General features: G+C 72.4%; 21 protein-coding genes. 17 read left to right on the top strand and 4 right to left on the bottom strand.

Going from position 1 to position 23,934, the window contains the following annotated elements; translation table 11 throughout:
- The first annotated feature begins 363 nt into the window (after positions 1-363).
- From WME76_RS24295 to WME76_RS24260, 8 genes are all read left to right on the top strand, one after another.
- Positions 364-1,605, top strand: a complete 1,242-nt coding sequence (locus WME76_RS24295; protein ID WP_437954663.1) for an enolase C-terminal domain-like protein — start codon at positions 364-366, stop codon at positions 1,603-1,605.
- Positions 1,602-2,720, top strand: coding sequence for a hypothetical protein (locus WME76_RS24290; protein WP_437954662.1), 1,119 nt, complete (start codon positions 1,602-1,604; stop codon positions 2,718-2,720). Before WME76_RS24295 ends, WME76_RS24290 begins: the two co-directional genes overlap by 4 nt.
- The gene (locus tag WME76_RS24285; protein WP_437954661.1) at positions 2,717-3,490 is read left to right on the top strand and encodes an SDR family NAD(P)-dependent oxidoreductase; all 774 of its coding nucleotides are present in this window, start codon (positions 2,717-2,719) and stop codon (positions 3,488-3,490) included. Before WME76_RS24290 ends, WME76_RS24285 begins: the two co-directional genes overlap by 4 nt.
- Positions 3,487-5,151, top strand: coding sequence for an MFS transporter (locus WME76_RS24280; RefSeq protein WP_437954660.1), 1,665 nt, complete (start codon positions 3,487-3,489; stop codon positions 5,149-5,151). The genes WME76_RS24285 and WME76_RS24280 overlap by 4 nt, the downstream gene beginning before the upstream one ends.
- 110 nt (positions 5,152-5,261) lie before the next feature.
- A complete protein-coding gene (locus WME76_RS24275; RefSeq protein ID WP_437954659.1) occupies positions 5,262-6,359 on the top strand; it encodes a PfkB family carbohydrate kinase in 1,098 nt (365 codons plus the stop codon).
- Positions 6,360-6,403: 44 nt separating this feature from the next.
- Complete coding sequence (locus tag WME76_RS24270; RefSeq protein WP_437954658.1) at positions 6,404-7,045, top strand: bifunctional 4-hydroxy-2-oxoglutarate aldolase/2-dehydro-3-deoxy-phosphogluconate aldolase; 642 nt, start codon at positions 6,404-6,406, stop codon at positions 7,043-7,045.
- Between the two features lie 180 nt (positions 7,046-7,225).
- Entirely contained in the window at positions 7,226-8,767 is a 1,542-nt protein-coding gene (locus WME76_RS24265; RefSeq protein WP_437954657.1) for a hypothetical protein, read from the top strand.
- 181 nt (positions 8,768-8,948) lie between these two features.
- Positions 8,949-11,009 (top strand): dipeptidyl-peptidase 3 family protein, encoded by a 2,061-nt coding sequence (locus WME76_RS24260; protein WP_437954656.1) that lies wholly within the window; start codon positions 8,949-8,951, stop codon positions 11,007-11,009.
- A gap of 81 nt (positions 11,010-11,090) precedes the next feature.
- Here the strand turns inward: WME76_RS24260 and WME76_RS24255 are convergent, their stop codons facing one another.
- On the bottom strand, positions 11,091-12,002 hold the full coding sequence (locus WME76_RS24255; RefSeq protein WP_437954655.1) for a phosphotransferase family protein: 912 nt from the start codon (positions 12,000-12,002) through the stop codon (positions 11,091-11,093).
- A 227-nt stretch (positions 12,003-12,229) separates the two neighbouring features.
- On the opposite strand from WME76_RS24255, the gene WME76_RS24250 reads away from it, so the two are divergent.
- Both WME76_RS24250 and WME76_RS24245 read left to right on the top strand, forming a co-directional pair.
- Positions 12,230-12,670, top strand: coding sequence for a hypothetical protein (locus tag WME76_RS24250; RefSeq protein WP_437954654.1), 441 nt, complete (start codon positions 12,230-12,232; stop codon positions 12,668-12,670).
- A gap of 37 nt (positions 12,671-12,707) precedes the next feature.
- A complete protein-coding gene (locus WME76_RS24245) occupies positions 12,708-13,319 on the top strand; it encodes an antibiotic biosynthesis monooxygenase family protein (protein WP_437954653.1) in 612 nt (203 codons plus the stop codon).
- 25 nt (positions 13,320-13,344) lie between these two features.
- Here WME76_RS24245 and WME76_RS24240 read toward each other — a convergent pair whose 3' ends face one another.
- Complete coding sequence (locus WME76_RS24240; protein ID WP_437954652.1) at positions 13,345-13,971, bottom strand: TetR/AcrR family transcriptional regulator; 627 nt, start codon at positions 13,969-13,971, stop codon at positions 13,345-13,347.
- 100 nt (positions 13,972-14,071) lie between these two features.
- On the opposite strand from WME76_RS24240, the gene WME76_RS24235 reads away from it, so the two are divergent.
- From WME76_RS24235 to WME76_RS24225, 3 genes are all read left to right on the top strand, one after another.
- Positions 14,072-15,424 carry an alpha/beta hydrolase family protein gene (locus tag WME76_RS24235; RefSeq protein WP_437954651.1) on the top strand — a complete coding sequence of 451 codons (1,353 nt, stop codon included), beginning with the start codon at positions 14,072-14,074 and terminating at the stop codon, positions 15,422-15,424.
- Positions 15,421-16,458 carry a DUF6268 family outer membrane beta-barrel protein gene (locus WME76_RS24230; RefSeq protein WP_437954650.1) on the top strand — a complete coding sequence of 346 codons (1,038 nt, stop codon included), beginning with the start codon at positions 15,421-15,423 and terminating at the stop codon, positions 16,456-16,458. Before WME76_RS24235 ends, WME76_RS24230 begins: the two co-directional genes overlap by 4 nt.
- Positions 16,459-16,519: 61 nt before the next feature.
- A complete protein-coding gene (locus WME76_RS24225; protein WP_433926894.1) occupies positions 16,520-17,152 on the top strand; it encodes a MarC family protein in 633 nt (210 codons plus the stop codon).
- A gap of 49 nt (positions 17,153-17,201) precedes the next feature.
- Here the strand turns inward: WME76_RS24225 and WME76_RS24220 are convergent, their stop codons facing one another.
- Positions 17,202-18,071: a PAS domain-containing protein gene (locus tag WME76_RS24220; protein ID WP_437954649.1), complete on the bottom strand. Its 870-nt coding sequence runs from the start codon at positions 18,069-18,071 to the stop codon at positions 17,202-17,204.
- Positions 18,072-18,283: 212 nt separating this feature from the next.
- Complete coding sequence (locus tag WME76_RS24215; RefSeq protein WP_437954648.1) at positions 18,284-19,231, bottom strand: LysR substrate-binding domain-containing protein; 948 nt, start codon at positions 19,229-19,231, stop codon at positions 18,284-18,286.
- A gap of 96 nt (positions 19,232-19,327) precedes the next feature.
- On the opposite strand from WME76_RS24215, the gene WME76_RS24210 reads away from it, so the two are divergent.
- The 4 genes from WME76_RS24210 (at position 19,328) to WME76_RS24195 (ending at position 23,867) form a co-directional block, all read left to right on the top strand.
- Positions 19,328-20,242 carry an NAD-dependent epimerase/dehydratase family protein gene (locus WME76_RS24210; RefSeq protein WP_437954647.1) on the top strand — a complete coding sequence of 305 codons (915 nt, stop codon included), beginning with the start codon at positions 19,328-19,330 and terminating at the stop codon, positions 20,240-20,242.
- Positions 20,243-20,505: 263 nt separating this feature from the next.
- Positions 20,506-22,623 (top strand): hypothetical protein, encoded by a 2,118-nt coding sequence (locus WME76_RS24205; RefSeq protein WP_437954646.1) that lies wholly within the window; start codon positions 20,506-20,508, stop codon positions 22,621-22,623.
- 564 nt (positions 22,624-23,187) lie between these two features.
- Positions 23,188-23,718 carry an N-acetyltransferase family protein gene (locus tag WME76_RS24200; RefSeq protein ID WP_437954645.1) on the top strand — a complete coding sequence of 177 codons (531 nt, stop codon included), beginning with the start codon at positions 23,188-23,190 and terminating at the stop codon, positions 23,716-23,718.
- The gene (locus tag WME76_RS24195; protein WP_437954644.1) at positions 23,718-23,867 is read left to right on the top strand and encodes an RICIN domain-containing protein; all 150 of its coding nucleotides are present in this window, start codon (positions 23,718-23,720) and stop codon (positions 23,865-23,867) included. Before WME76_RS24200 ends, WME76_RS24195 begins: the two co-directional genes overlap by 1 nt.
- Positions 23,868-23,934: the final 67 nt, after the last annotated feature.

Here is a 23,934-nt window from a genome sequence, read left to right as displayed (position 1 = left end):
TTCGCCAGGGTGCGGGAATTCCTCGGCGCCGTACGTAAGACGTCGTGCGTGCGAGCTTGTTGAAATTTTACAGCCACCGCTCGGGCCCCTGCGAGGCGCAGCCGCTCGAACGGCGACGGGCCGGGGCACGTGATCGCTGCCGATCGGGATGCTTTTGTCGATGCACACAGGAGAGCTGAAGACGGGTTGATGCCCTGACGGGAAAGCCGGTCGCTGGGTCGCATCAACGGGAGAAGGTCGCCGCCCATCCGTCGGTGACTCATGCAGTGATGATTGCAATTCCGAGCGATTGATGTCTTTGGTGGTCCGCGAAGGCCGGTCGTTTCACGCCGGCAGCCCGAGCTCCCTGGAGTGCCGTCCTGCATGAGAATCGTCGATATCCGCGCCACCACCGTCACCGTGCCGCTCGAGGCGCCCCTGCGCCACGCGAACGGCTGTCACTGGGGCCGCTTCGTGCGCACGATCGTCGAGGTCGAGGCCGATAGCGGCCTCATCGGCCTCGGCGAGATGGGCGGCGGCGGCGAGTCGGCCGAGGCCGTGTTCCGCGCGATGAAGGCCTACCTCGTCGGCCACGACCCCGCCCGCCTCGAGGAGATGCGGTTCAAGATCGCGAACCCGACGGCCTCTCTCTACAACAACCGCACCCAGATCCTCGCCGCCCTCGAGTTCGCCTGCCTCGACCTGATCGGACAGGCCTGGGGCGTGCCGGTCCACGACATCCTCGGCGGCAAGCTCCAGGACGAAGTCCCGTTTGCCTCCTACCTCTTCTTCCGCTATCCGAACGCCGACGGCTCGGGCGAGGTGCGCACGCCGAAGCAGCTCGCCGACGAGGCGAGAGCGCTGAAGAAGAAGCACGGGTTCACCTCCCACAAGCTCAAGGGCGGCGTGTTCCACCCCGATGTCGAGCTCGAGTGTTACCGCGCCGTGGCCGAGGCCGTCGGGGGCGACCGCATCCGCTTCGATCCGAACGCCGTCTGGTCGACGGAGCAGGGCATCCGCTTCGGACAGGCGATCGAGGACCTCAACAACGATTACCTGGAAGATCCCGTCTTCGGCCTGCACGCGATGCGGCGCACCCGCGAGAAGGTGCGGATGCCGCTCGCCACCAACACCGTCGTCGTCAACTTCGAGCAGCTCGCCGCCAACGTGCTGGACACGGCCGTGGACGTCATCCTGCTCGACACGACGTTCTGGGGCGGCATCCGGCCCTGCGTGAAGGCGGCCGGCATCTGCGAGACGTTCGGCCTCGGCGTCGCCGTCCACTCCTCGGGCGAGCTCGGCGTGCAGCTCGCGACGATGCTCCACCTCGGCGCCGTCATCCCGAACCTCTCGTTCGCCGCCGACGCGCACTACCACCACCTGAAAGACGACGTGATCCGCGGCGGCCCGCTCCCGTACAAGAACGGCCGGATCCGCGTCCCCGAGGGCCCCGGCCTGGGCGTCCGCCTCGATCGCGACAAGCTCGCCCACTACGCCGAGGAGTACCGGCGCCTGGGCTCGTATCCCTACGACAAGGACCCGCTTCGCCCGGGCTGGTGCGCCACCGTGCCGAACGAGCGCTGGGCCGATCCGAACGACGACCGTACCCCCGAGGTGCCGAGATGACCCTCGCCGAGCGCGTGGCCAAGGCGGTCGACGCCGCGCCCATCATCGATCTGCACACCCACCTGTTCGCGCCCGGGTTCGGCGCGATGAACCTCTGGGGCGTCGACGAGCTCCTGACCTACCATTACCTCGTCGCAGAGACCCTGCGCGCCGAGCCGAAGGTCACGCCCGAGGCGTTCTTCGCCCGCGACAAGGCCGCGCAGGCCGACCTCGTGTGGGACGCGCTCTTCGTCCGCCGCTCGCCGCTGTCCGAGGCCGCATCGGGCGTCGCCACCGTCCTCGACGCGTTCGGCCTCGACCCCGCCGCGCCGGACCTGCGCGACGCGCGCGCCTTCTTCGCCGCGCGCCGGGTCGAGGATCACGTGGACGACGTGCTGCGCCTCGCGGGGGTGAGCGCGCTCGCGATGACGAACGACCCGACCGACGCCGCCGAGCGCGCCGTCTGGGAGGCGGGCGCCGGGGCCGATCCGCGGTTCCACGCGGCGCTGCGCCTCGACCGCCTCGTCTCGTCGAACGATCTCGCCTCCGAGCTCGACCGGTGGATCGCCCGCATGCGGCCGCGCTACCTGGCGATCTCCGTCAACGAGGTCTCGGCCCCGCCCCGGGCCGTGCTGGACGCGTGCCGCGAGCACGACCTGCCGTTCGCGATGATGATCGGCGTCCGGCGCGCGGTGAACCCCCGCCTCGGCGTGGCCGGCGACGGCGTGAGCACCGCCGATCTGGTCCCGCTCGAGCGGCTCGCCGCCGAGAACCCCGACGTCCGCTTCCTCGTCACGACGCTCGCGCGCGAGAACGCGCACGGCCTCTGCGTCGTGGCGCGCAAGTTCGCCAACGTCCTCCCGTTCGGCTGCTGGTGGTTCATGAACAACCCGAGCCTGATCGAGGAGACCACCATGATGCGCCTGGAGATGCTCGGGCCGACCTTCGTGCCGCAGCACTCCGACGCGCGCGTCCTCGATCAGCTCATCTACAAGTGGCGTCACTCGCGGCGATCGATCGCCCGCGCGCTGACGCGACGCTATGAGGCGATGCCCGTCCCGCCGACCGACGCGCAGATCCAGCGCGACGCGCGGGCGCTCATGGGCGGCATCGCCGGGGAGTGGCTGGGAGCATGACGACCCTCTTCGAACTCGCGGGCCGCACGGCCGTCGTTGTCGGCGGCACCTCCGGGATCGGGCGCGCGATCGCCCTCGGCCTCGCCGAGGCCGGGGTCCACACCGTCGCCTCCGGCACCCGCGCGGACCGGGCGAACGCGGTCGCCAAGGAGATCCGCGCCCGGGGCGTCCGCTCGGTCGAGGCGACGTGCGACGTCGGCGACCGCGCGTCGCTCGACGCCCTGCGCGACAGCGTCGTCCAGGTGCTCGGCGGCGTCGACATCCTCGTCAACTGCGCCGGCCGGACCTTCCGCAAGCCGACGGCGGAGGTCGCCGACGCGGAGTGGAGCAGCCTGCTCGACACGAACGTCACCGGCATGCTGCGCGCCTGCCAGTCGTTCCACGCCCCCCTCAAGGAGAGCGGCCGGGGCCGCATCGTCAACATCGCCTCGCTGTCGAGCTTCGTCGCGTTCCACGAGGTCGCGGCCTACGGCGCGTCGAAGGCGGCCGTGCTGGCGCTGACGAGGAGCCTCGGGGCCGAGTGGGCCAGGGACGGCATCCGCACGAACGCCATCGTGCCGGGCGTCTTCGTGACCGACCTCAACCGCGCCCTCCTCGAGGGCACCCCGCGCGGGCAGGAGCTGCTCACCCGCACGCCCCTCGGCCGCTTCGGCGAGACCATCGAGCTGATCGGCGCCGCCCTCTTCCTCTGCTCCGACGCGGTCAGCTTCATCACCGGCACCAGCATCGCCGTCGACGGCGGCTTCCTCGCCTCCGGAGTCAACCAATGACCGCCGCATCCCCCGCAGCCCCGGCGAACGCCGGCACCATGACCCGCGTGCGCTGGACGGTCTGCGCGCTCCTCTTCTTCGCGACGACGATCAACTACCTCGACCGGCAGCTCTTCTCGCTGCTCGTCCCGTTCTTCGAGAGCGACCTGCGCCTCGGGCCGACGGACCTCGCGCTCATCAACGTGAGCTTCCTGCTCGCCTACGGCTTCGGCATGGTGTTCGTGGGGCGCTGGATCGACCGCGTCGGCACCCGCAAGGGGCTCGGCCTGACGTTCCTGCTCTGGAACATCGCCTCCGCGGCCCACGCCTTCGTCGGCAGCTTCGGCGGCTTCGCCGCGATCCGCTTCCTGCTCGGGGTCGGCGAGGCGGGCAACTTCCCGTCCGCCGTGCGCACCGTCGCCGAGTGGTTCCCCAAGAAGGAGCGGGCGCTCGCGACCGGGCTGTTCAACTGCGGCTCGAACGTGGGCGCCATCCTCGCCCCGCTCCTCGCGATCCGCATCGCGGAGGCGTACGGCTGGCGCGCCTGCTTCCTCACCCTCGGCGGGGTCGGCGTCGTGTGGATCTTCTTCTGGACGCGCTTCTACCGGCGCCCCGAGGAGCACCCGAAGGTCTCGCCCGAGGAGCTCGCGCACATCCGCTCCGACGCGAAGGAGTCGACCGAGGCCCTCGGCGTCGGCGAGGTGTTCGGGATGCGGCCCGTCTACGCGGTCGCGATGGCGAAGTTCTTCACCGACGCGCCGTGGTGGTTCTACCTCACCTGGCTGCCGAAGTTCCTCGTCAGCGAGTTCAAGCTGACGCCGACGTTCATGGCCTACGCGATCCCCGTCGTGTTCATCGTCGCCGACGTCGGCGCGATCGGCGGCGGCTGGCTCTCGTCGAGGCTCATCGCGAGCGGCCGCTCCGTCGGCACGTCGCGCAAGCTCGCGATGCTCGCCTGCGCGCTCTGCGCGGCGCCCGTCATGGCCGTCGGGCAGCTCGTCGATCGACCGAGCGTCGGAGGCATCCCGTCGGTGTACGTCGCGGTCGCGATCATCTCGCTCGCCGCGGCGGCGCACCAGGGCTGGAGCAGCAACCTCTACACGCTCGTCTCGGACACCCTCCCTCGCCCCGCCATGGCGACGGTGGTCGGCATCAAGACCGCGTTCGGCGTCGTCGGCGGCGCGCTCTTCCAGATCTTCGTGGCCCGGTCGCTCACGCTCACCGGCTCGTACGCCCTGCCGTTCATGCTCGCAGGCAGCCTGTACCTCGTCGGGCTGCTCGTGCTGCACCTCCTCTTGCCGCGGGTCGAGCCGGTCACGCCGAAGCGGCGCGTGCCGCAGGCGGTCATCGTCGCCGGCGGCCTGGCGATGCTCGCGGGCATCGCGGCGACGCAGTTCACCCTCAACGCCCCCCCGTACGCCTCCGTCGCCGGCTACCGCGAGACGCGGCCCGCCCAGCTCAGCGCGACGGGCGCGCCCACCGAGGGCCCGGCCGCCCGCGTGGGCTGGATGGAGGCGCGCTGGTACTTCTGGCCGACGGCCGCGGGACCCAGGGCCGAGCTTGTCAAGTTCGACCGCGACGGCCGGCCGATCGTCGAGACCAAGGGCGCCGGCGCCAAGGGGTACACGGGCCCGTCCGCCGCCGAGGTCGAGGCGGCCCGCGCCTCCGGAGGTGCCCGATGATCGTCGCTCCCGGCGAGCCTCATCGCCGCTCCGGGGCCCCCGGCGCCCCCCGGAGCTCTCCACCTCGACCCCGCTGTTCTGCCGCGCGCCCCGAGCCCCTACGATAAGCCATGTCCTTCACGCTCCGCGATCCTGCCACGTGCCGCTGGGACCTCGTCTCCCTCGGCGAGGTCATGCTGCGCCTCGATCCGGGCGACGGCCGCATCTCGACGACCCGCACCTTCAACGCGTGGGAGGGCGGCGGCGAGTACAACGTCGCCCGCGGCCTCCGCCGCTGCTTCCGGCTCCGGTCGGCCGTCGTGACCGCCCTCGCCGACAACCCGGTCGGCCGCCTCATCGAGGATCTCATGATGCAGGGCGGGGTGGACCTCTCGCTCGTGCGCTGGGTGCCGCACGACGGCGTGGGGCGGACCGTGCGCAACGGCCTGAACTTCACCGAGCGGGGCTTCGGCATCCGCGGCGCTGTCGGCACCTCCGACCGCGGCCACACCGCCGCGTCGCAGCTCAAGCCCGGCGACGTCGACTGGGACGCGATCTTCGGCCGCGACGGCGCGCGGTGGTTCCACACCGGCGGCATCTTCGCCGCCCTCTCCGAGACGACGCCGGGCGTGGCGAAGGAGGCCATGGAGGCGGCGCGCCGGCACGGCGCCGTCGTCTCCTACGACCTCAACTACCGCCCGTCGCTCTGGAAGTCGATCGGCGGCCAGGCCCGCGCGCGGGAGGTCAACCGCGCGCTCGCGCCGTACGTCGACGTGATGCTGGGCAACGAGGAGGACTTCACCGCGGCCCTCGGCTTCGAGGTGGAGGACCTCGACGACGCGCACGCCAACCTCAGCGTCGGCGCGTTCGAGGCGATGATCCAGCGCGTCATCGCGGCGTTCCCGAACATCCAGGCCGTCGCGACCACCCTGCGCGTGGCGACCTCGGCGACGCGCAACGACTGGGGCGCGGTGCTGTACCAGGGCGGCCAGCTCTACCAGGCGCCGCAGCGCAAGGACCTGGAGATCTACGACCGCGTGGGCGGCGGCGACTCGTTCGCCTCGGGCCTGATCTACGGCCTTCTCACGGGCAAGGGGCCGCAGTGGGCGGTCGACTGCGGCGCGGCGCACGGCGCGCTCGCGATGACGACGCCCGGCGACACGACGATGGCGACCCTCGACGAGGTGCTCAAGGCGATGAAGATGGGAACGGCGCGGGTGGATCGATGAGCGGAACCGTGAGTGGTCAGGCGAGCGGACAGGCGCGTGGACCGATGAGCAAGCAGGACGTGCTCGGCTGGATCGAGCGCACGCGGATCGTCCCTGTCGTGCGCGCGGGCTCGGCCGAGGAGGCGCTTTCGGCGGTCGAGGCGCTCCTCGAGGGCGGCATCGACGTGCTCGAGATCACGATGACCGTGCCCGGCGCGGTGGAGGTCGTCCGCGAGGTCGCCGGGCTCCACGGGGCGCGGGCGCTCGTCGGCGCGGGCACCGTGCTCGACGCCCGCACCGCCGAGGCGTGCGTCGAGGCCGGGGCGCGCTTCGTCGTCAGCCCCGCGCTGGACGTGCCGACGGCGCAGGCGTGCCGCGCGATGAACGTCGTCCACGCCCCCGGCGCGCTCACGCCCACCGAGGTCGTGGCGGCGCACCGGGCGGGCGGCGACGTCGTGAAGGTGTTCCCGTGCGACGCGCTCGGCGGCCCCTCGTACCTCAAGGCGCTCAAGGCGCCCCTGCCGCACATCCCGCTCATGCCCACCGGCGGCGCCACGCTGCAGAACATCGGCGCCTTCCTCGCCGCGGGCGCGGTGGCGGTCGGCGTCGGCGGCAACCTCGTGGATCTCAAGCTCCTGCGCGAGGGGCGGCGCGAGGAGCTCGTCGCCCGCGCCCGCGCGTTCCGCGACGCGTGCCGCCCGACGTGAAGCGCGCGTAGGAGGCGCGATCACAGCTCGTCGTTCCCACCCCGGCGCGCGCCGCCGGGGAAGCCTGACCTGCGCCCGCGGCACGCCCCGCGCGGCGTGACGTAAAACCGTAATTAAATCAATGCCTTACGGCGCTCATGGGGCATCCCCGGCGCCATTGAACATCCAGGGGCTTCGAACATGAATCCATCGCAGGTTGCGAACCTATTCGGTGCGTCGATCTTCCTCGTGGCCGCGGCCGCGCACGCCCAGGCCCCCGCGCCCGCCGGCGGGCAGGTGCCGCCCGCCGCGGCGCCTCCGCCGGCCGCCGCTGCGCCGGCCGAGCCGGCGGCGACGCCCGCCCCGGCGGACGCCGGCATGACGCAGCTCCCGACGGGCACGCAGGCGCCGGCCACGCCGCCGCCGCCCCCGGGCGCCCCGCTCGCGGCCGCGGCGCCGCCGCCGGCGCCCCCCGCCGAGGTGACGAAGCCCGCCGGTCCGGCCGCCGTCCCCGTGACCTCCAAGTGGAAGGCCACGGTGTACGGCATGGCGGAGTTCAACATCATGCACGACTCCACCCAGAGCTTCGGCGAGTCGGTGGGGGCCACGGTGATCCAGCGCGAGGACACCTACGCCGGCTCGCACGGCCGCACGCACTTCACGACGCGGAACTCCAGGTTCGGCATCAGGGCGAGCGCGCCCGAGTTCGCGGGGATGAAGACGACCGCCAACCTGGAGCTCGACTTCTTCGGCAACCAGCCGCCCACCGTCTCCGAGGCGTCGCTCGTCAGCAGCGGCACCTTCCGCCTGCGTCAGGCCAACATCAAGGTGGAGTCGGACTACGTCGATCTGATGATCGGCCAGTTCTATCACCTGTTCGGGTGGCAGCCGTTCTTCTTCCCGGCCACCGTGTCCTTCTTCCCGGTGATGAACCAGGTCTTCGGTCGGATGCCGCAGCTCCGCGTCGGCCACACCTTCAAGACCGATCCCGTGAACCTCGAGATCGCCGCGGCCGCCGTCAAGCCGCCGCAGCGCGACGCCGAGGTGCCGGATCTCCAGGCGGCCCTGCGCTTCGGCATCAACGACTGGAAGGGGATCCACACGCTCGGCGCCGCCGGCATGTTGTTCGACCCGCTGACGATCGGCGTCTCGGGCATCTACCGCCACTTCCGGGTCCCCGAGTTCTCCGCCGCCCCGGTCGCGTCGAGGTCGGCCGACGGCTACGGGATCTCGGTCGACGCGGTGGTCCCCATCATCCCGGTCACCGCGCTGGAGGAGCCTGGCAATGCGCTGACGCTGACCGGCTCGTTCTTCGCCGGCACGGGCATCGCGGACATCGTCGGCGTCGCGGGCAACGTGCCGCAGCCGGCGCTCCCTGACGGCGCGGTCTACGCGCCGGGCATCGACAACGGCCTCGTGGTCTACGACGCGAACGGCAACCTGAAGACCATCGGCTGGAAGGGGTTCGTTGTCGGGCTCCAGTACTACCTGCCCCCCTCGGGGCGCATCTCCATCTCTGGCAACTACACCCAGGGCTGGAACGACCGGGTGACGGAGGAGAACGGCTACGGCGCGCTCCGGACCGCCTACCACGAGTCGCGCTACATCGACGGCAACGTGTTCATCGACGTCACGCCGGCCGTCCGCACGGGGCTCTCGTTCCAGCACTCGGAGCAGACCTTCGCCGACGGCGTGACAGCGACCAACGAGCGCCTCGAGCTGGCCATCTACTCGTTCTTCTGAGAGATCCTGAGAGAGGCAGCGGCGCGGGCGCCCTGCGCCGCTGTCCCCGGGGCGACGCGGGCGGGGCAGGGGACCTCGCCGGGTCGCGTCCACGCGTCCACCACGCCCGTCCGCGACGAACCTCCAGCGCGGCCCGCGACGGCCTTCTCGCCGACCTGCGCTTTGGCTACGGATCGTCGCCATGCGTCGTCAGCACCCCGTCTTCTCCCTCGCCCTGTGCGCTGCTCTCCAGTCTGCCTGCTCAGCGGCCCCGCCGTCCGCCGAGCCGCCCCCGCCGCCCGCGGCCCAGGCTGCGAGCGGGGCGGCGGCAGCGCCGGCGCCTGGCAGCGCGGCGGCGCCTGGCGGCGCGGCGCCCGCGCCCGGGAGCGCCGTCCAGGTGCTCGAGGAGGTCGGCGGCGTGACCGCGGCCTCGTACGCCCCCCGCGGCTTCGACAGGCTCACGGCCGGGCAGCGCGCGCTCGCCTACCACCTCGCGCAGGCGGCGCTCGCGGGCGATCCGCTGTACACGATGCAGACCTCCAGGTACGGCTGGCCGGCGACGGAGCTCATGATCCGGCTCCTCGCGCAGAAGGACAGGCTCGATCCCGCGCTGCGCGACAGGCTCTCGCTCTTCCGGAAGATGCTCTTTCTGCATCACGGGATCCACGACGGGCGCACGGGGCAGAAGCTCGTCCCGCCCTTCTCTCAGCAGGAGCTGGAGGGCGCGGCCAGGGCGCTGAACATCACGATACCGAAGGATCTGCTCGCGGGGCTCTTCGACCCCAAGGTGGCGCCCGTGGTCACCAACAAGACCCCGGACAAGGGCAAGGACCCGATCCTCGAGTCCGCGGCCAACCATTACGAGGGGGTGAGCAGCAAGGACCTCGAGAACTTCAAGGAGAAGTACGAGCTCAACGGCCGTATCGTGAAGAAGGGCGGCAAGCTCGTCGAGGAGGTCTATCGGGCCGGCGGCGGCGGCGCGCCGCCCGGCGTGGGCGCGAAGGAGCTCGGCCGGGTGGTGAAGCACCTCGAGGACGCCCTCGCGCTCGCGCCGCCCGCGCAGCAGGAGCCGCTCAGGCACCTCATCGCGTACCTGAGGACGGGCGAGCCGGCCGAGTTCACCGAGCACGACGTCGCCTGGCTCAAGCAGGTCTTCCCTGTCGACTACATCCTCGGCTTCATCGAGACGTACGACGATGTCCGCGCGCGCAAGGGCGGCTTCGAGGGCCTCGTCTTCATCGCCGATCCGGAGCGCGACCCGCCGCTCCAGGCGCTCGCGAGGAGCGCGCAGTACTTCGAGCAGAAGATGCCCTGGGAGGCGAAGTGGCGGCGCGACGCCTTCCAGGTGCCCGCGGCCGGGGCGGTCGTCGCCATCGCGGCCACGGGCGACGGCGGGCCGTTCACGTTCGGGGGCGTGAACCTGCCGAACGCCCAGCGGATCCGCGAGAAGCACGGCTCGAAGAACTTCGTCGTCCTCTCCACGATGGACACCCGCGCGGCGCTCACCTCGGACAGGACCATCGACGAGTTCGCTCCGGAGGAGGTGCGCGCCGAGATCCGCCGCTGCGCGCGGCACCTGAGCTTCGCGGGGACTGCCTTCCACGAGGTCACCGGCCACGGTTCGGGCAAGGTGAACCCGGACCTCCGGGCCGATCCGGCGGAGCTCCTCGCCCCCTACTACGCGGCCCTGGAAGAGAGCCGCGCCGAGCGCGTCGCCGACTGGCTGACCGGCGATCCGAAGACGGTGGAGATAGGCCTCCTTCCGGACGCCGGCTGCGCGCGGGTGTTCCCCGCGTATGCGGCGATGGCGCAGCTCACGATGCTCAAGTCGGTGCCCCAGGGCGACGTGGCCGAGGAGGATCACCTCCGGGCGGAGCTGATCGCCTTTGGCTGGGTCAAGGACAGGGGCGCCGTCGCCGTCGAGGTGCGCGAGGGCAAGACCTTCTTCGTGGTGAAGGACCCCGACGCCTGGCGCAAGGCCTCGGGCGCGCTGCTGGCGGAGCTCCACCGGATCAAGGCCACGGGCGACCGGGAGGCGCTCAAGGCGCTCGTGGAGAGGTACGCAACCCGGATCAACCCGGTGTGGCGCGACGAGGTGGTGGCCCGGCTGAAGGCGCTGAACCTGCCGCGCACGATCGCCGTCATCCCGCCGGTGATCACGCCCATCCGCGACGCGGCCGGGAAGGTCGTGGACGCGAAGGCCGAGCAGACCACCTCGCTCGACGCCTACATCGCGGCGCTGGAGCAGGCCTGGGCCGGCTGAGCCCCGGACGCGCGGGGGCGCCCCGTTCGCCAGGCGAGCGGGGCGCGCGACGGGCGGCGCATCGCGCGTGGCCTGTGCTCCTCACGGAGGCGCCGCGGGTTCGAGCAACACGTGCTGACACCATCGGTGCAGGCTCACATCGTCTCGCGCGAACGACCAGCGGGCGGCGAGCCATCGCTCCGCCGGCTCCAGCAGCGCGTCCAGGCGCTGCCCCTCCAGCCACTCCCGGGCGAGGCGTCGATCGCGCGCGGTGGCGGTCGGGGTGATGAACGGCGTCAGGTAGCAGACGGCCGACAGCGGCTCGAGCCGGGCATCTCCCAGGACGCAGGGGCCGCCGAAATCGACGACGGCGCTCACCTCCTGGCCCTCGACGAGCACGTTGCCCGGGAAGAGATCCAGGTGCACGAAGCTCGGCCGGGCCGGCTCGGGCAGCGCGGCCGCCAGCCGCGCTGGATCGACGCCCGCGAAGGCGTCCCCGGCGCAGGCGAGGCTCTTCCTCGCGCGTTGCTCGAGGTAGGAGCGTTGGCAGCTCGCCCGGATCGGCTCCGGCTCGCACAGGTCGCCGTACCAGGCATGGTCCAGGCGCAGGGCGCAGAGGCGCGTGGAGGCGTCGAGGAAGCGCACGAGGAGATGGTCGCGCTCGGCCCCCGCCACCTCCCCGAGCACGTGCAGCAGCGGCCGCCCTGCGAGGCGCGGCTCGATCGTGAGGACGCGCCCGTGAGCCTCGGTGATCTCCAGGACGCGCGGGATCGAGAACGGCACCGCGCCCGCGCTCCGGTGGAGGTCATCGAGCAACTGGGCCCGTCGAGCGACCGTCTCCCGCGCGGTCCCGGGGTGGTGGACCCGCGCGATCCTGTCCTCGTCGATCGCAAAGACGCAGGCCTCACCGCCGATGCCGAGCAGCGCCTCCTGGTCGATGCCGAGGTGGCTCATCACCTGGAGGAGCGGGGCGTCGTCCTGGATGCTCACGGCCTCGTTATCTGCGCTGCCCACGAGGGAAGACAATCCTTCTCCGCGCCGACCCGCCCGAACTGGCGTTGCACGGGGTGCGTGCTTATGACGCGTTGCGTCGTCATCGACGGCGGCTCATTGCGTCGGCCGCGTTCTCTAAAAGCGCGAATCGACTGAACGATCCGCGGGCCTCCGGGCACGGAGGTCTGTTCGGTCGCGCGGCGGCGAACCCGTGACGGGATGCCCGCAGCGCGCCCAAGGAGTCCCAGATGACGCTCGTCTCCTCTGCCCGTGCGGCGCGGAGCTGTGCGCCGCGGTCCGTCCGGCGCCGGCTCGTCAAGCCGCTCCTCGGCCTCACGGCCTTCGCGGCGCTCTTCTTCGCGCTCGCGTGGCACCTCGACGCGCCCTCCTCGGCCGCGGGGCCCCTCGGCGCGATCGCCGCGAGCCCGCTCGGCCAGCTCTCCCGCTCCGCCGCCGATCGCGCGCCCATCGCGGGGCGCGTCGAGGAGCGCCTCCCGGCCGGCTCGTACACCTATGTCGCGGTGCGCGCCGGCGAGGCCCTGACGTGGGCCGTCACGCTGGGAGACGCGCCGCCCGTCGGCACGCCGGTGCAGGTGCGGAGCATGGGCCGCCGGACGAACTTCCACTCACGCCGCCTCGAGCGGACGTTCCCCGAGCTCGTCTTCGGGATCGTCTCGCGCGCCGACTGAGCTCCCCGCAGCGCACGCCACGGAAAGGACCATGACCATGATGACACGTACGTTGAATCCCGCGTTGACCGCCATGATCGAGCGATCATCGCGCGCAATCGCCGCCGCCGTCCTCGCGGCGCTCGGGGTGACCCTGTCGGCGTGCGGCTCGGACTCCGGCGCGGCGACGCCCGAGCCCTCCGCCCCCGAGTGCACGGGCGGCGTGCTCGAGGCCGATCTGCAGGCGGAGCCGCTGAGCGGGCCCGGCGTCGATCCCGCCACCGGGAAGCTCCGGCCTGCCCCGGAGGGCTCGTCGTACACGGTCAGCTCGACCTTCGGGATTCCGAGGCCGGGCGACGCCGTGATGGAGCGCTACGGGCAAGCGTTCGGGGCGATCCAGGCGCAGCTCGCGTCGCAGCGCGGGCTCCTGGCGATCCAGCTCGCCCGGTCGACGTCGTGCGGCTCCGGGCGCACGCTGGCCGTGTGGGAGTCGACCGAGGCGATGTACGAGTTCGTCATGAGCCCGGCCCACCTGGCGGCCATGGACGCAGCGGACGATCTGCTCGAGCCCAACTACGTGGTCACCCACTGGGAGACGACCCGGGACGACGAGATGACCCTCGAGGAAGGCGTCCGTCGCATCAAGGCGAGCGAAGCCCCCACGCCATGAGCTGGCGCCGCGGCGGCGCGCGCCGTCACCGCGCCGGTGAGGCGCTGGCCGCCGGGGGCGCCAGCGTCCGCCGCGCCAGCTCTTCCACGTAGGCGAGGCGGTCGGCCGGCGAGCCGAGCGCGTTCAGCCCTCCATAGAGCCCCGCGAAGAACGCCGGGAAGAACACCGACGAGAGCGCGGCCACGACCCGCTGCGCGGCCGCGCGCTCCTCGAGCCCAGGCACGGCCGCCTGGACGAGATCGCGCAGGCGCTCCATCACGGGCGCGAAGAGCGTGGGAAAAGGACCGCTGTAGTCGTCGGCGTGGAACGCGCCGTGGAGGTGCGCCCTGCCCATGTTCGGATAGCGCAGGCTGCCCTCGAGGTAGTAGCCGAGGAGCCCGCGGAGCGCCCCCACGGGGTCGCCAGGCATCCGGGCGAGGAACTCGTCGCCGTCCGCCAGCATGTGCCGGATCGATCCCTCGAGCGCCGCCGCGAGCAGCGCCTCCTTGGACCGGAAGTAGTAGTTCACCGCGGCGATGTTCACGCCGGCCGCGGCCGCGATCTTGCGCACCGTCACCTGCCCGATGCCGTGCTTCTCGATCTGGTCGATCGCAGCGACGACGAGCCTCTGACGTGGATCGTCCGCGTGGGCGGGTCGGTCTCGGTCGTTCATACAGTTGTTTGAAACGCACCTTGACAAGCCCGCGCGCGGGCGTCAATCGTTGAAACATGTGTTTCAATCACTTGTTTCATCCAGGGCTGGAGGTGCACCGATGATCGATCGGCGGAGCTTTCTCACCCACACGGCGGTCGGGGGCGGCGCGGCCGCGCTCGGCTTCGCCGCGGGCCGCCGCGGGCTCGACCAGGAGGTCGCGTCCGCGCGGTTCCACGGCGACGACGTGCTCGGGCAGCGCCGGGCAGCGGGCGTCTGGCATCGCTACAAGTTCATCGGCCAGCCGGTGATGGACGCGCAGATCGTGTTCTGGCTCGGCCTCGCGTCGATGGGCCTGACCGACGTCGGCGAGGTGCTCGACACCGCGACGCGCATCCGCCCGGGCGACGAGCGCTCGTGGTTCGAGCAGTGGCTGGCCACCGCGCAGCGCGTGCGAGGCTACGGGGAGGAGGCGGAGGCCCGCGGCCACACGCGGAGCGCCGCGTCGCATTTCCTCCGCGCGGGCGCGTACTACCGGGCCGGGCTGATGCGCTACGCGGACCGCGCCGATCCCCGCCTCGTCGAGGCGACGATCGCGGGGCTCGACCTGCACGGGCGGGCGCTGCGCCTGCGGGGCTACGACTCGAGGCAGGTCGACATCCCCTACGAGCGCGGGGTGCTCCACGGGCGAGCCCACTACGCGCCCGGCGTCGCGCGCGCCCCCGTGATCGTGCTGCACCAGGGCCTCCACGCGTGGCCCGAGGACACGATGTGGGTCATCGACGGCGCGCTCCAGCGGGGCTACCACGTCCTCTCGTTCCACGGCCCGGGCCAGGGCGCCTCGCTGCGCCTCCACGGACACCCGTTCCGGCCCGACTGGGAGGTCCCCGTCGGCCGCGTGCTCGACTTCGCCGAGCGCGACGAGCGCTTCGACCCCGGTGGGTTCGTGCTGATGGGCCTGTCGTTCGGCGGTTACCTCGCGCCGCGCGCGGCGTCGCGCGAGCGCCGCCTGCGCGCCCTCGTCGCCAACCCGGGCGTCGTGAGCTGGCGCGACGCGATGCTGCGCCACTTCGCCGCGATGCCCGGCCTGCTCGAGCTGCACGAGCGCGGGCCAGCGGCCTTCGACCGCGCCATCGACGCCGCGTCGGTCGTGCTGCCCGACGCCCGCTGGTACTTCGACGACGCGACATGGAAGCACGGCGTCTCGACGCCGCACGAGGTGATCGACGAGCTCCGCAAGTACGATAACAGCGACGGCGTCGCGAGCATCCGCTGCGAGACGCTGATCATGGAGGGCAGCGCCGAGGACGCGTCTCCGGGCGAGTCGGAGCGCCTCCATGCGGCGCTCACGTGCCCGAAGCACATGATGGTGTTCGACGCGAGCACGGCGTCGCAGGTGCATTGCCAGGGCGGCAACCAGCTCCTCGCCCAGGCGCGGCTGTTCGACTGGCTCGACGAGCGGGTGGCGCGATGAGGCGGGCCGATCGTCCGGTCGCGCGCTCCCTGGCGGCGAGGCGAGGGGAGGGCGCCCCCCGCCGGAGCGCGCGGACCTCGCGGCTCCTCGCCCTGGCGGCGTTCCTGTGGGTGTTCGCGCCCGGCGTGGCGCTGGCCCAGTTCCCCGACCTCGTGGACCTGAGCGCGCAGTACATGCCGGGCGTCGCGCTCGAGGACCCGCGCCCCGCGCGGGCGCAGGTCACGTCGTACGAGGTGAGCGCCAATGTGCCGATCCCGCTCGGAGAGCGGACGTACCTGATCCCGGGGGCGACATACCACGTCGAGGCGGTCTCGTACGCCGAGGCGCCGCCCGGCTTCGACAAGCTCCGGGCGTTCCACGCCGTCGACGTCCCCTTGCTCTTCGTCCAGCTCCTCCCGCGCGACTGGTCGCTCTCGCTGCGCGTCGCGCCGGGGCTGGCGGGCGACTTCGAGGGCCTCGACGGCGGGCTCGCGCGCGTGAGCGGGCTCGCGCTGGCGACCCACACGCTCTCGGAGAAGCTCGTCCTCGGGGGTGGCGCGCTCGCGTCGTTCAGCTTCGGCTCGTTCCTCCCGCTGCCCGCCGCTTACGTCGACTGGACGCCGAACCCGTATTTCCGCCTCGAGGCCTTCGTCCCGGGCTTCGCCGCGGCGAAGCTCACGTTCTGGGATCGCCTCGAGATCGGCCTGCGCGCGGACGTGGCGGGGAACGCCTATGCGGTGCGCGACGCGCGCGTCACGGGCGCGTGGCCCTGCGCGGCCCGGCCGGCCGACGACCCGGCGACCGAGCAGGATGAGCGGGTGGCGCGGCCCGAGCTGTGCGTCGACCACATCGCCTACGCGGTGGCGACCGCGGGCGTCACGCTCGGCGTGCGCGCCTTCTCCTCGGTGTGGCTGACCGCCCAGACCGGCCACAGCCTGTTCCGCCGCTTCGAGCCGATGAACGACGACGATGAGGGCATCCCCGGAGGCGGGCAGAGCCTCCCGAACACGTTCTTCTTCCGCGCCGGCGTGACGTGGCGGATCCCGAAGACCTGAAGCTGTCGTGGCGGGAGGGCGCCGGGCTGGACCGTCCGTACCCCAGCGGTCACCCTCCGTCATGAGCGGGTACGTCTCGCTGTTCCTCATGTCGCTGTCGGCGGTCTTCTTCGTCGTGGACCCGATCGGCATCGTGCCGCTGTTCCTGACGATGACCGCCGACGATCCGCCGGAGAAGGTGCGGCGCACGGCGCGGCGGGCGTGCGCGGTCGCCGGCGGGCTGATGCTGTTCTTCGCCCTCTTCGGCGGGGTCATCTTCAAGGTCTTCGGCGTCTCGCTGGGCGCGTTCCGCGTCGCGGGCGGCATCCTGCTGCTGATCACGGCGCTCGACATGCTGCGCGCCCGCGCGTCCGCGACGCGCACCACCCCGCGCGAGGAGCAGGAGGGCATCGCCAAGGAGGACGTGGCGCTGGTGCCGCTGGCCATGCCGCTCCTGGCCGGGCCGGGCGCCATCGCCACCGTGATGGTGCTCATGGCGCGCGGGGGCAGCGACCTCGTCGCGATGGCGCTGGTGCTCGCCAGCGTGGTCATCACCTTCGTCGCCTCCTACTTCGTGCTGCGCGGCGCGGGGCTCCTGCAGCGGGCGCTCAAGGCGTCCGGCGTGGCCGTGCTCGAGCGCGTCATGGGCCTGATCCTGGCCGCCATTGCGGTGCAGTTCATCGCCGACGGCGTGAAGGCGCTCTGGGGCGGGTGACGCGGGCCTCCGCGGGGCCGCGCGCGGCGCGGCCGCCCCCCGCCGGGGCTCAGCGGGCGAGCGCGCCGAGCCCGCGCTGCGCGCCGAGGCGGCTCATCGCGTAGGCGAGCCCGCTCTGGAGCGTGCCCTGCGTGGTGATGCGGTTGAAGTCGACCCCGAGCCCCACCAGCGTCCTCGCGATCTCGGGGCCGATGCCCACCATCACGCTCCGGCAGCCGAGCAGCTCCGCGGCCTGCACCGCGCGCACCAGGTGGCGCGCCACGGCGGTGTCGATCCCCGGCACGCCGGTGATGTCGAGGATCACGAACTCCGCGCCTCGCTGCCCGATGGCCTGCAGCAGGCTCTCCAGCGCCTGGGCCGCGCGCCGGTCGTTGATCTCCCCGACCAGCGGCATGAGCAGGATCCCCTGCCAGATCTGGATGACGGGCATCGCCACGCGATCGAGCAGCGCCGCCTGCGCGTCGATGATCGCGCGCTGCTCCCGGTTCTCCGCCGCGATCCGCTCGGCCTCCATGTGCCGCCGCTTCAGGTCGGTGATGTCCGTGATGAGCCCGCAGAGGCCGACCACCTCGCCCTGCGCGTTCTTCATCGGGAACTTGCGGGTCCAGATCGTGCGCGTCACCCCGTCCGAGCCCGTGGCGACCTCCTCGTTCTCGATCGGCTCACCGGAGTTGAAGACCAGATCGTCGAAGCTCCAGAAGACATCGGCCTGTTCCTTGGGCCAGTAATCCGGATCACTGCGGCCGATCAGATCGTCGTAATGCTGCCCGATCAGCCTGCAGAAACCCGGGTTGCAAGCGATCCAGCGGTGTTGCCGGTCCTTGACGAAGACGGGATCCGGGACGGTGTCGAGGACGAGCTGGAGGAGCTCGAATGTCTTCCAGTCCGCGACGTCGATGCAGGGGAGCGAGAACACCATGCGGTCAAGCCAGTCTCCCCCCGGCCAGACTTCTTTTATCAGTCATCGTGGATGAGTCCGCAAGGCCCGAGATGGACGGATTCATGGCCCCGGAGACACACGTTGTGTTGGCGCACTGCATGATGTCTTGAACGTATTTGGCCTTTCTAGTGGTAGTCACAATTTGTGTGGCCACTTGATGGAGAGACGCGCGCGGGTGCTCCGAGAGGGGCTCACGTGGAAGGCGGCGCGCTGCGGCGGCGCGCCGGGCGCTCCAGCGCCTTCGCCACGCGCGTCACCAGGTCGCGCACGAAGCGGATGGCCTCATCGTCCTCGACCGCGCTCCGCCAGAGCAGCTCGAGCGGCGCGCCCTCCGGGGCGACCGGCAGCGCCGCGGCGCGGAGGCGCGGGCGCAGCGACGTGATCTCGCGCGCGACGATCCGAGGCACCGTGGCGAGCAGGGCGCTGCCCTCCACGACGGCGCCGATGCTGTGAAAGCTCGGCACCGACACCCGCACCCGCCGCTGCACGCCGAGGCGGTCCTCCATGACGCCGCGCAGATCGCCGTTGTACGAGACGATGACGTGCTCGTGCGCGAGGTAGCGCGCCAGCGTCAGCGGCTTGCCCACCCGGGCGTGGCGCGGATCGAAGAGGCACACGAAGCTCCCCGTGAACAGCGCGCGCCGCCGCGCGCCGGCCGGCAGCTCGCCCGCCACGGTCACCGCGAGGTCCACCGCCGAGGAGCCCAGCGCGTCGCCGACGGTGCGGAACTGCACCGGGATCACGACGAGCCGCAGGCGCGGCGCCTCCTCGGCGAGCGCGCGGAGGAGCGACGGGAGGAGCCACGCCTCGGTCGCGTCGGAGAGGCCGAGCCGCACCGTGCGCTCGCTCGTCGCCGCGTCGAACGCCGCCGGGGAGAGCGCGGCCTCGACGAGCGCCTCGAGGTGCGGCCGCGCCGACGCGAGCAGCCGCTGCCCGCGCGCGGTCAGCGCGAGGCCGCGCCCCGCGCGGACGAAGAGCGGCGCCCCGACCGCCGACGCGAGCCGCCGGAGCGCCGCGCTCACCGCGGGCTGGGTGAGGTAGAGGCGGCGCGCCGCCGCCGTGACGCTGCCCGCCTCGGCCACGATCACGAAGAGCCGGAGGAGGTTGAGGTCGAGGTTCTTGTCATAATTCCCATTCATGATCTGTATACATCCTATTCACTCGACTTCTGTGTGGGGAGCCTCGATCTTCGGGGCGCGCGGGGCGAGGGGCTCACAGGGGAAAGGAACGTGCGAATGCGAATACTGATCACCGGCGCGACGGGGTATATCGGGTCACGGGTCGCGCGGCGGCTCCACGCGAAGGGACACGCCGTCCTCGCGGCGGTGCGCGACGAGGCGAGCGCGGGGCGCCTGCGCGACATGGGCGTGCCCGCGGAGCCGCTCCGCGCGTCGCTCGACGACGTGGACGTCCTCGCCGAGGCGGCGCGGTCGGCGGACGCCGCCGTGCACCTCGCCTTCGAGATGCGCGGGGGCGATCTCCGGGCGGCGGTGGCGCAGGAGCGGCGCGTGGCGCAGGCCCTCGCCGACGCGCTGGCCGGGACGGGCAAATGCCTCATCGGCACGACCGCCACCGGCGTGGTGGGCAACACGGGGCCCGCCCCGGTGGACGAGGATCACCCGTCGGAGCCCGGCCACGGGGCCGCGGTGCGGCGCGAGGTCGAGGGCGATTACCTGGCCGCGGCGCAGCGCGGGATCCGGAGCGCGGTCATCCGCCCCGCGATCCTCACCCACAGCGACGCGCCCCACGCCGTCGCGCCGAGGCTCGTGGCGGCCGCGCGCCAGCACGGCGCCGCCCACCACATCGGCCAGGGCGAGAACCAGGTCACCAGCGTGCACGTCGACGATCTGGCCGAGCTGTACGTGCTCGCGCTGGAGAAGGCGCCGCCGGGGCGGATCTACAACGGGGCCGGCGCGAACGTGGCGACGGGCGACGTGGCCCGATGGACAGGCCGCGCCCTGAACGTGCCTGTCGCGAGCGCCTCGCGCGAGCAGGCGGCGGCGCTCTGGGGGCCGTTCTTCGCCATGCTGCTCGCGCTCGACAACCGGATGTCGAACGAGCGCGCGCGCAGCGAGCTCGGCTGGCAGCCCTACCGCACCACGAACACGCTGGAAGACGACATCCCGCTCCTCGCGGCGCTCCTCGCCTGAATCTCGAGGGCGCGAGCGAGAGCGCGGACCGCGGTGCGACACGAGCCCACGTGAGTCCTCGGCGAGCGACGCGTGTGGCGAGTGTGACGCGTGTGACGAGCGCGACGACCGTCACGGCGCGGGGGAGAACGCGGCGTCTGCCGGTGATTTCGCTCGCGAGGCGGCGGCGCGGGGCGGTACTCTGTCGGGTTTCGAGCGCCACCATCGCTCGCCGCAGATCGGTTGGGCGGCGGGTCGCAACCTGCGCTCTCAGGAGGACGCCCTTGCACCAGCAACGCTCTGTCGCCTTCTCACGCTGGATCCCTGTCGCCGCGTCGGCCATCGCCGCCTCGAGCGCGGCGGGCTGCACCGCCGCGGGCGACGCGCCGGCCGGGGCCGCGCTGTCGGTCCGCCACGTGCGCGTCACGCAGGCCGACGTGGGCGCCTTGCCGCCGGGGGAGCGGCTGCGCCTCGACCTCGGCGCGGCCCGGGTCGCCTACCACGTGGCGCTCGACCCGGCGCTCGACGCGGACCGCATCGTGCTCGTCTCGGCGGGGGGCGCGGAGGCGCCGCTCGCGGCCGAGATCGAGGCGATCGAGCGCCGCGCGGCGGAGCCGCTCGCCACGGCCGACGGGCGGCTGCTCCTGACCGGGGACCCGACGGTGTTCGAGGAGCTCGACGCGGCGGAGCTCTCCGCGCTGCGCGCGCAGGGCGAGCTGGTGAAGCCGCTCGCGGCACCGTCGCCGAACGCCAGGCCGCAGTCGACCGACCCGTGCGGTCGGTCGGGCGTGTACCTGGAGAGCGACCTCGCCGGGGGCGCCGCGGCGCTGAGCGTGTGGAGCGCGCACGTGGCGCTGATCTGCGAGCCGATCTGCGCGCCGGGGGCGACGGAGGCCTGCTACGGCGGGCCCGAGGTCACGCGGGCGGTCGGCGCGTGCCATGCGGGCCAGCGCGCGTGCAACCTGACCGGCACGGCGTGGGGGCCCTGCTTCGGCGAGGCGAGGCCCGAGAGCGAGGCGTGCACCTCGACAACGGACATCGACTGCAACGGCGCGGTGGGGTGCCTGCCGGGTCACCTCTGGAGCAAGCTCTTCGGCGACGCGGTCGCCCAGGCCGGCAACCGGCTCGTGTACGACATCGCGACGGACGCGGCGGGCAATCTGCTGCTCACCGGGAGCTTCAGCCGGTCGCTGCCCGTCGGGTCGCAGACGCTGGTGGGCGGGCGCGGGGTGGATGCGTTCGTGATCAAGCTCGACCCGGCCGGCAACCCCCTCTGGGCGCGCAGCTTCGGCAGCGACGGCCCGGACATCGGCTTCGGCATCGCCACGGACGCGTCGGGGGACGTGATCGTCACGGGGTCGTTCTGGAACACCGTGGACTTCGGGGCCGGCCCGCTGGTCAGCGCGGGCGGGCCGGACATCTTCGTGCTGCGGCTCGACGCGAACGGCACGACGCTCTGGAGCCAGCGGTACGGCGCCGCGGACGCGCAGATGCCGGAGGTGATCGCTGTCGGCCCCGGGGGCGAGATCACGGTGGCGGGACGCTACTATGGCCCGCTCGATTTCGGCCTCGGTCCGCTGCCCACCAGCAACATCACCAGGACGTTCGTGCTGCGGCTCGACGCCGGCGGCGTCCCGCTCTGGAGCCGAGGGTTCGACGTGGAGTACGTGATGTGGCCGAAGGATCTCGCGGCGGATCCGTCGGGCGACGTGGTGCTCGCGGGGTGGACGCAGGGCTGGGTCGACCTCGGCGGCGGGCCGGTGAGCGGCGCGGGCGGGGAGGACGGGTTCGTGGTCCGGCTGGCGTCGGGCAGCGGCGCGACCGTCTGGGGCCGGGTGATCGGCGGGCCCGAGGACGACCAGGTGACGGGCGCGGCGCTCGACGGGGCGGGCGGCCTCGTCGTGGCGGGGTGGTTCGGCGGGCAGGTGGGCCTCGGCGGGGGGGCGACGCTGACGAGCGCGGGGAGCACGGACGCCCTCGTCGCGAAGCTCGACGCGGGGAGCGGCGGCGTCCTGTGGGGCAAGGCGCTCGGGAACGCGTCGCAGCAGGACGCCAGCGCGCTCGCGCTCGACGCCGCCGGCAACATCGTGCTGCTCGGGCACTACCGGGGCGTGGTGGACCTCGGCGGCGGGCTGATGACCTCGTTCTCGGAGTTCGCCATGAGCCGCTTCCTGGCCAGGCTGGACCCGGCGGGCTCGCTGCTGTGGAGCCGGGGATACGCCTTCCAGACCTACTCGCTCCTGCACGGCGCCGAGGAGGAGCGGGGCCTCGCCGTGGACGCGGCGGGGAACGTCTTCTTCAGCGGCGTCATGTTCGACTCCGCCTGGGCGGTGGAGTACGGCGGCGGGCTCCTCGACCCGCTCGGCAACATGGACTTCGTCGTGGCGAAGTACGCGCCGTAGCCCGGCGCGCGGTCGCACGTTCCTTCAACCCGGTTGAACGTTCCGCGCGCGACCGGGAACGAAGGATCGAGCCGGGACGCGGCGCGGCCGTTCTGGCCTCCCGGGCCACGCCGCCCGCGGATCGATCGGCCTATCGACAGGCCTCATCCTGCTTTGCCACGAACGCTCGTCCGGCGATGCGCGCCGCGGGGAACTCCCGCCGGCCCGCACCCCGGCGAGCGAGGAGAAGAGGAGCCCGAGGGAGAGCCGGAGTCGGAGGAAGCGCAGATAGCGGCCACTCGATCGACGTGGGCAAAGGCGCGCCCCTGTTCTACGACCTGACGTTCACCTGGCTCGCCGAGCACGGCATCGCGCCCTGACGCGCGCCACGCCCGGCCTTCGGTCCCTGGCTGGCTCATCCGCTCATCCCCGCGGGGCAGCCCCCATCCATGGGGGTCGACCCGGGGCGGCGCGATGCGAAGGACCGAGTCGCAGCATGGCAGGCCAACCGGTCGGGAACGCGCCTTGCCGCGCCAGCGTGGAGGAAGTAAGTGCCATGGAGTTCGCCACGCGAGAGGGGCTCACATGACCGACACGTTCCGCATCCGCCGCGCCACCTCCGACCCGGCAGTGGCCGAGGCGCTCGCTGACGTGCTGCTGGACTGCGTGGAGAGCGGCGCGTCGGTCGGCTTCATGCACCCGCTGCCGCGCGCCAAGGCGCTCGCCTTCTGGCAGAGCACGCTGGCCAGCGCCGAGCGCGGCGAGCGCCTCGTGCTGGTGGCCGAAGACACGGAGTCGGGCAGCATCGTGGGCACGGTACAGGTCGTGTTGACCATGCCCGACAACCAGCCGCACCGCGCCGACGTGGCCAAGCTGCAGGTGCACCGCAGCGCGCGCCGCCGCGGCCTAGGTGAGGCGCTCGTGCGCGCCGCCGAAGCGGCGGCGCGCGGGGCGGGCAGGACGCTGCTGGTGCTGGACACCGTCACCGGCAGCGACGCAGAGCGTCTGTACACCCGCCTGGGATGGCAGCGCTGCGGCGTGATCCCCGGCTATGCGCTCTGGCCGCGAGGCGGGCTGTGCAGCACCACGGTGTTCTATCGGGAGCTGGCCGGTTGATGGAGGGTGTGCGCAACGGCTATTACCACGTCGTCGCGCGGCACAGCGGCACGTGCCTGGACGTTGTCAGCGGCTCGACCGCCGACGCGGCGGTCGTGAAGCAGTACTCTTGCAACAGCGGCGCCAACCAGCAGTGGGCGACGTGGTGACGCAGGGAAGTACGATCACGCTCCCCTGCTGACGATTTCGCGAAGGATCGGGGAGCCTCGCCTCATT

Source organism: Sorangium sp. So ce119 (assembly GCF_051524405.1).
Taxonomy (GTDB): domain Bacteria; phylum Myxococcota_A; class Polyangia; order Polyangiales; family Polyangiaceae; genus Sorangium; species Sorangium cellulosum_G.
This window is presented reverse-complemented; position numbering and strand designations above follow the sequence as displayed.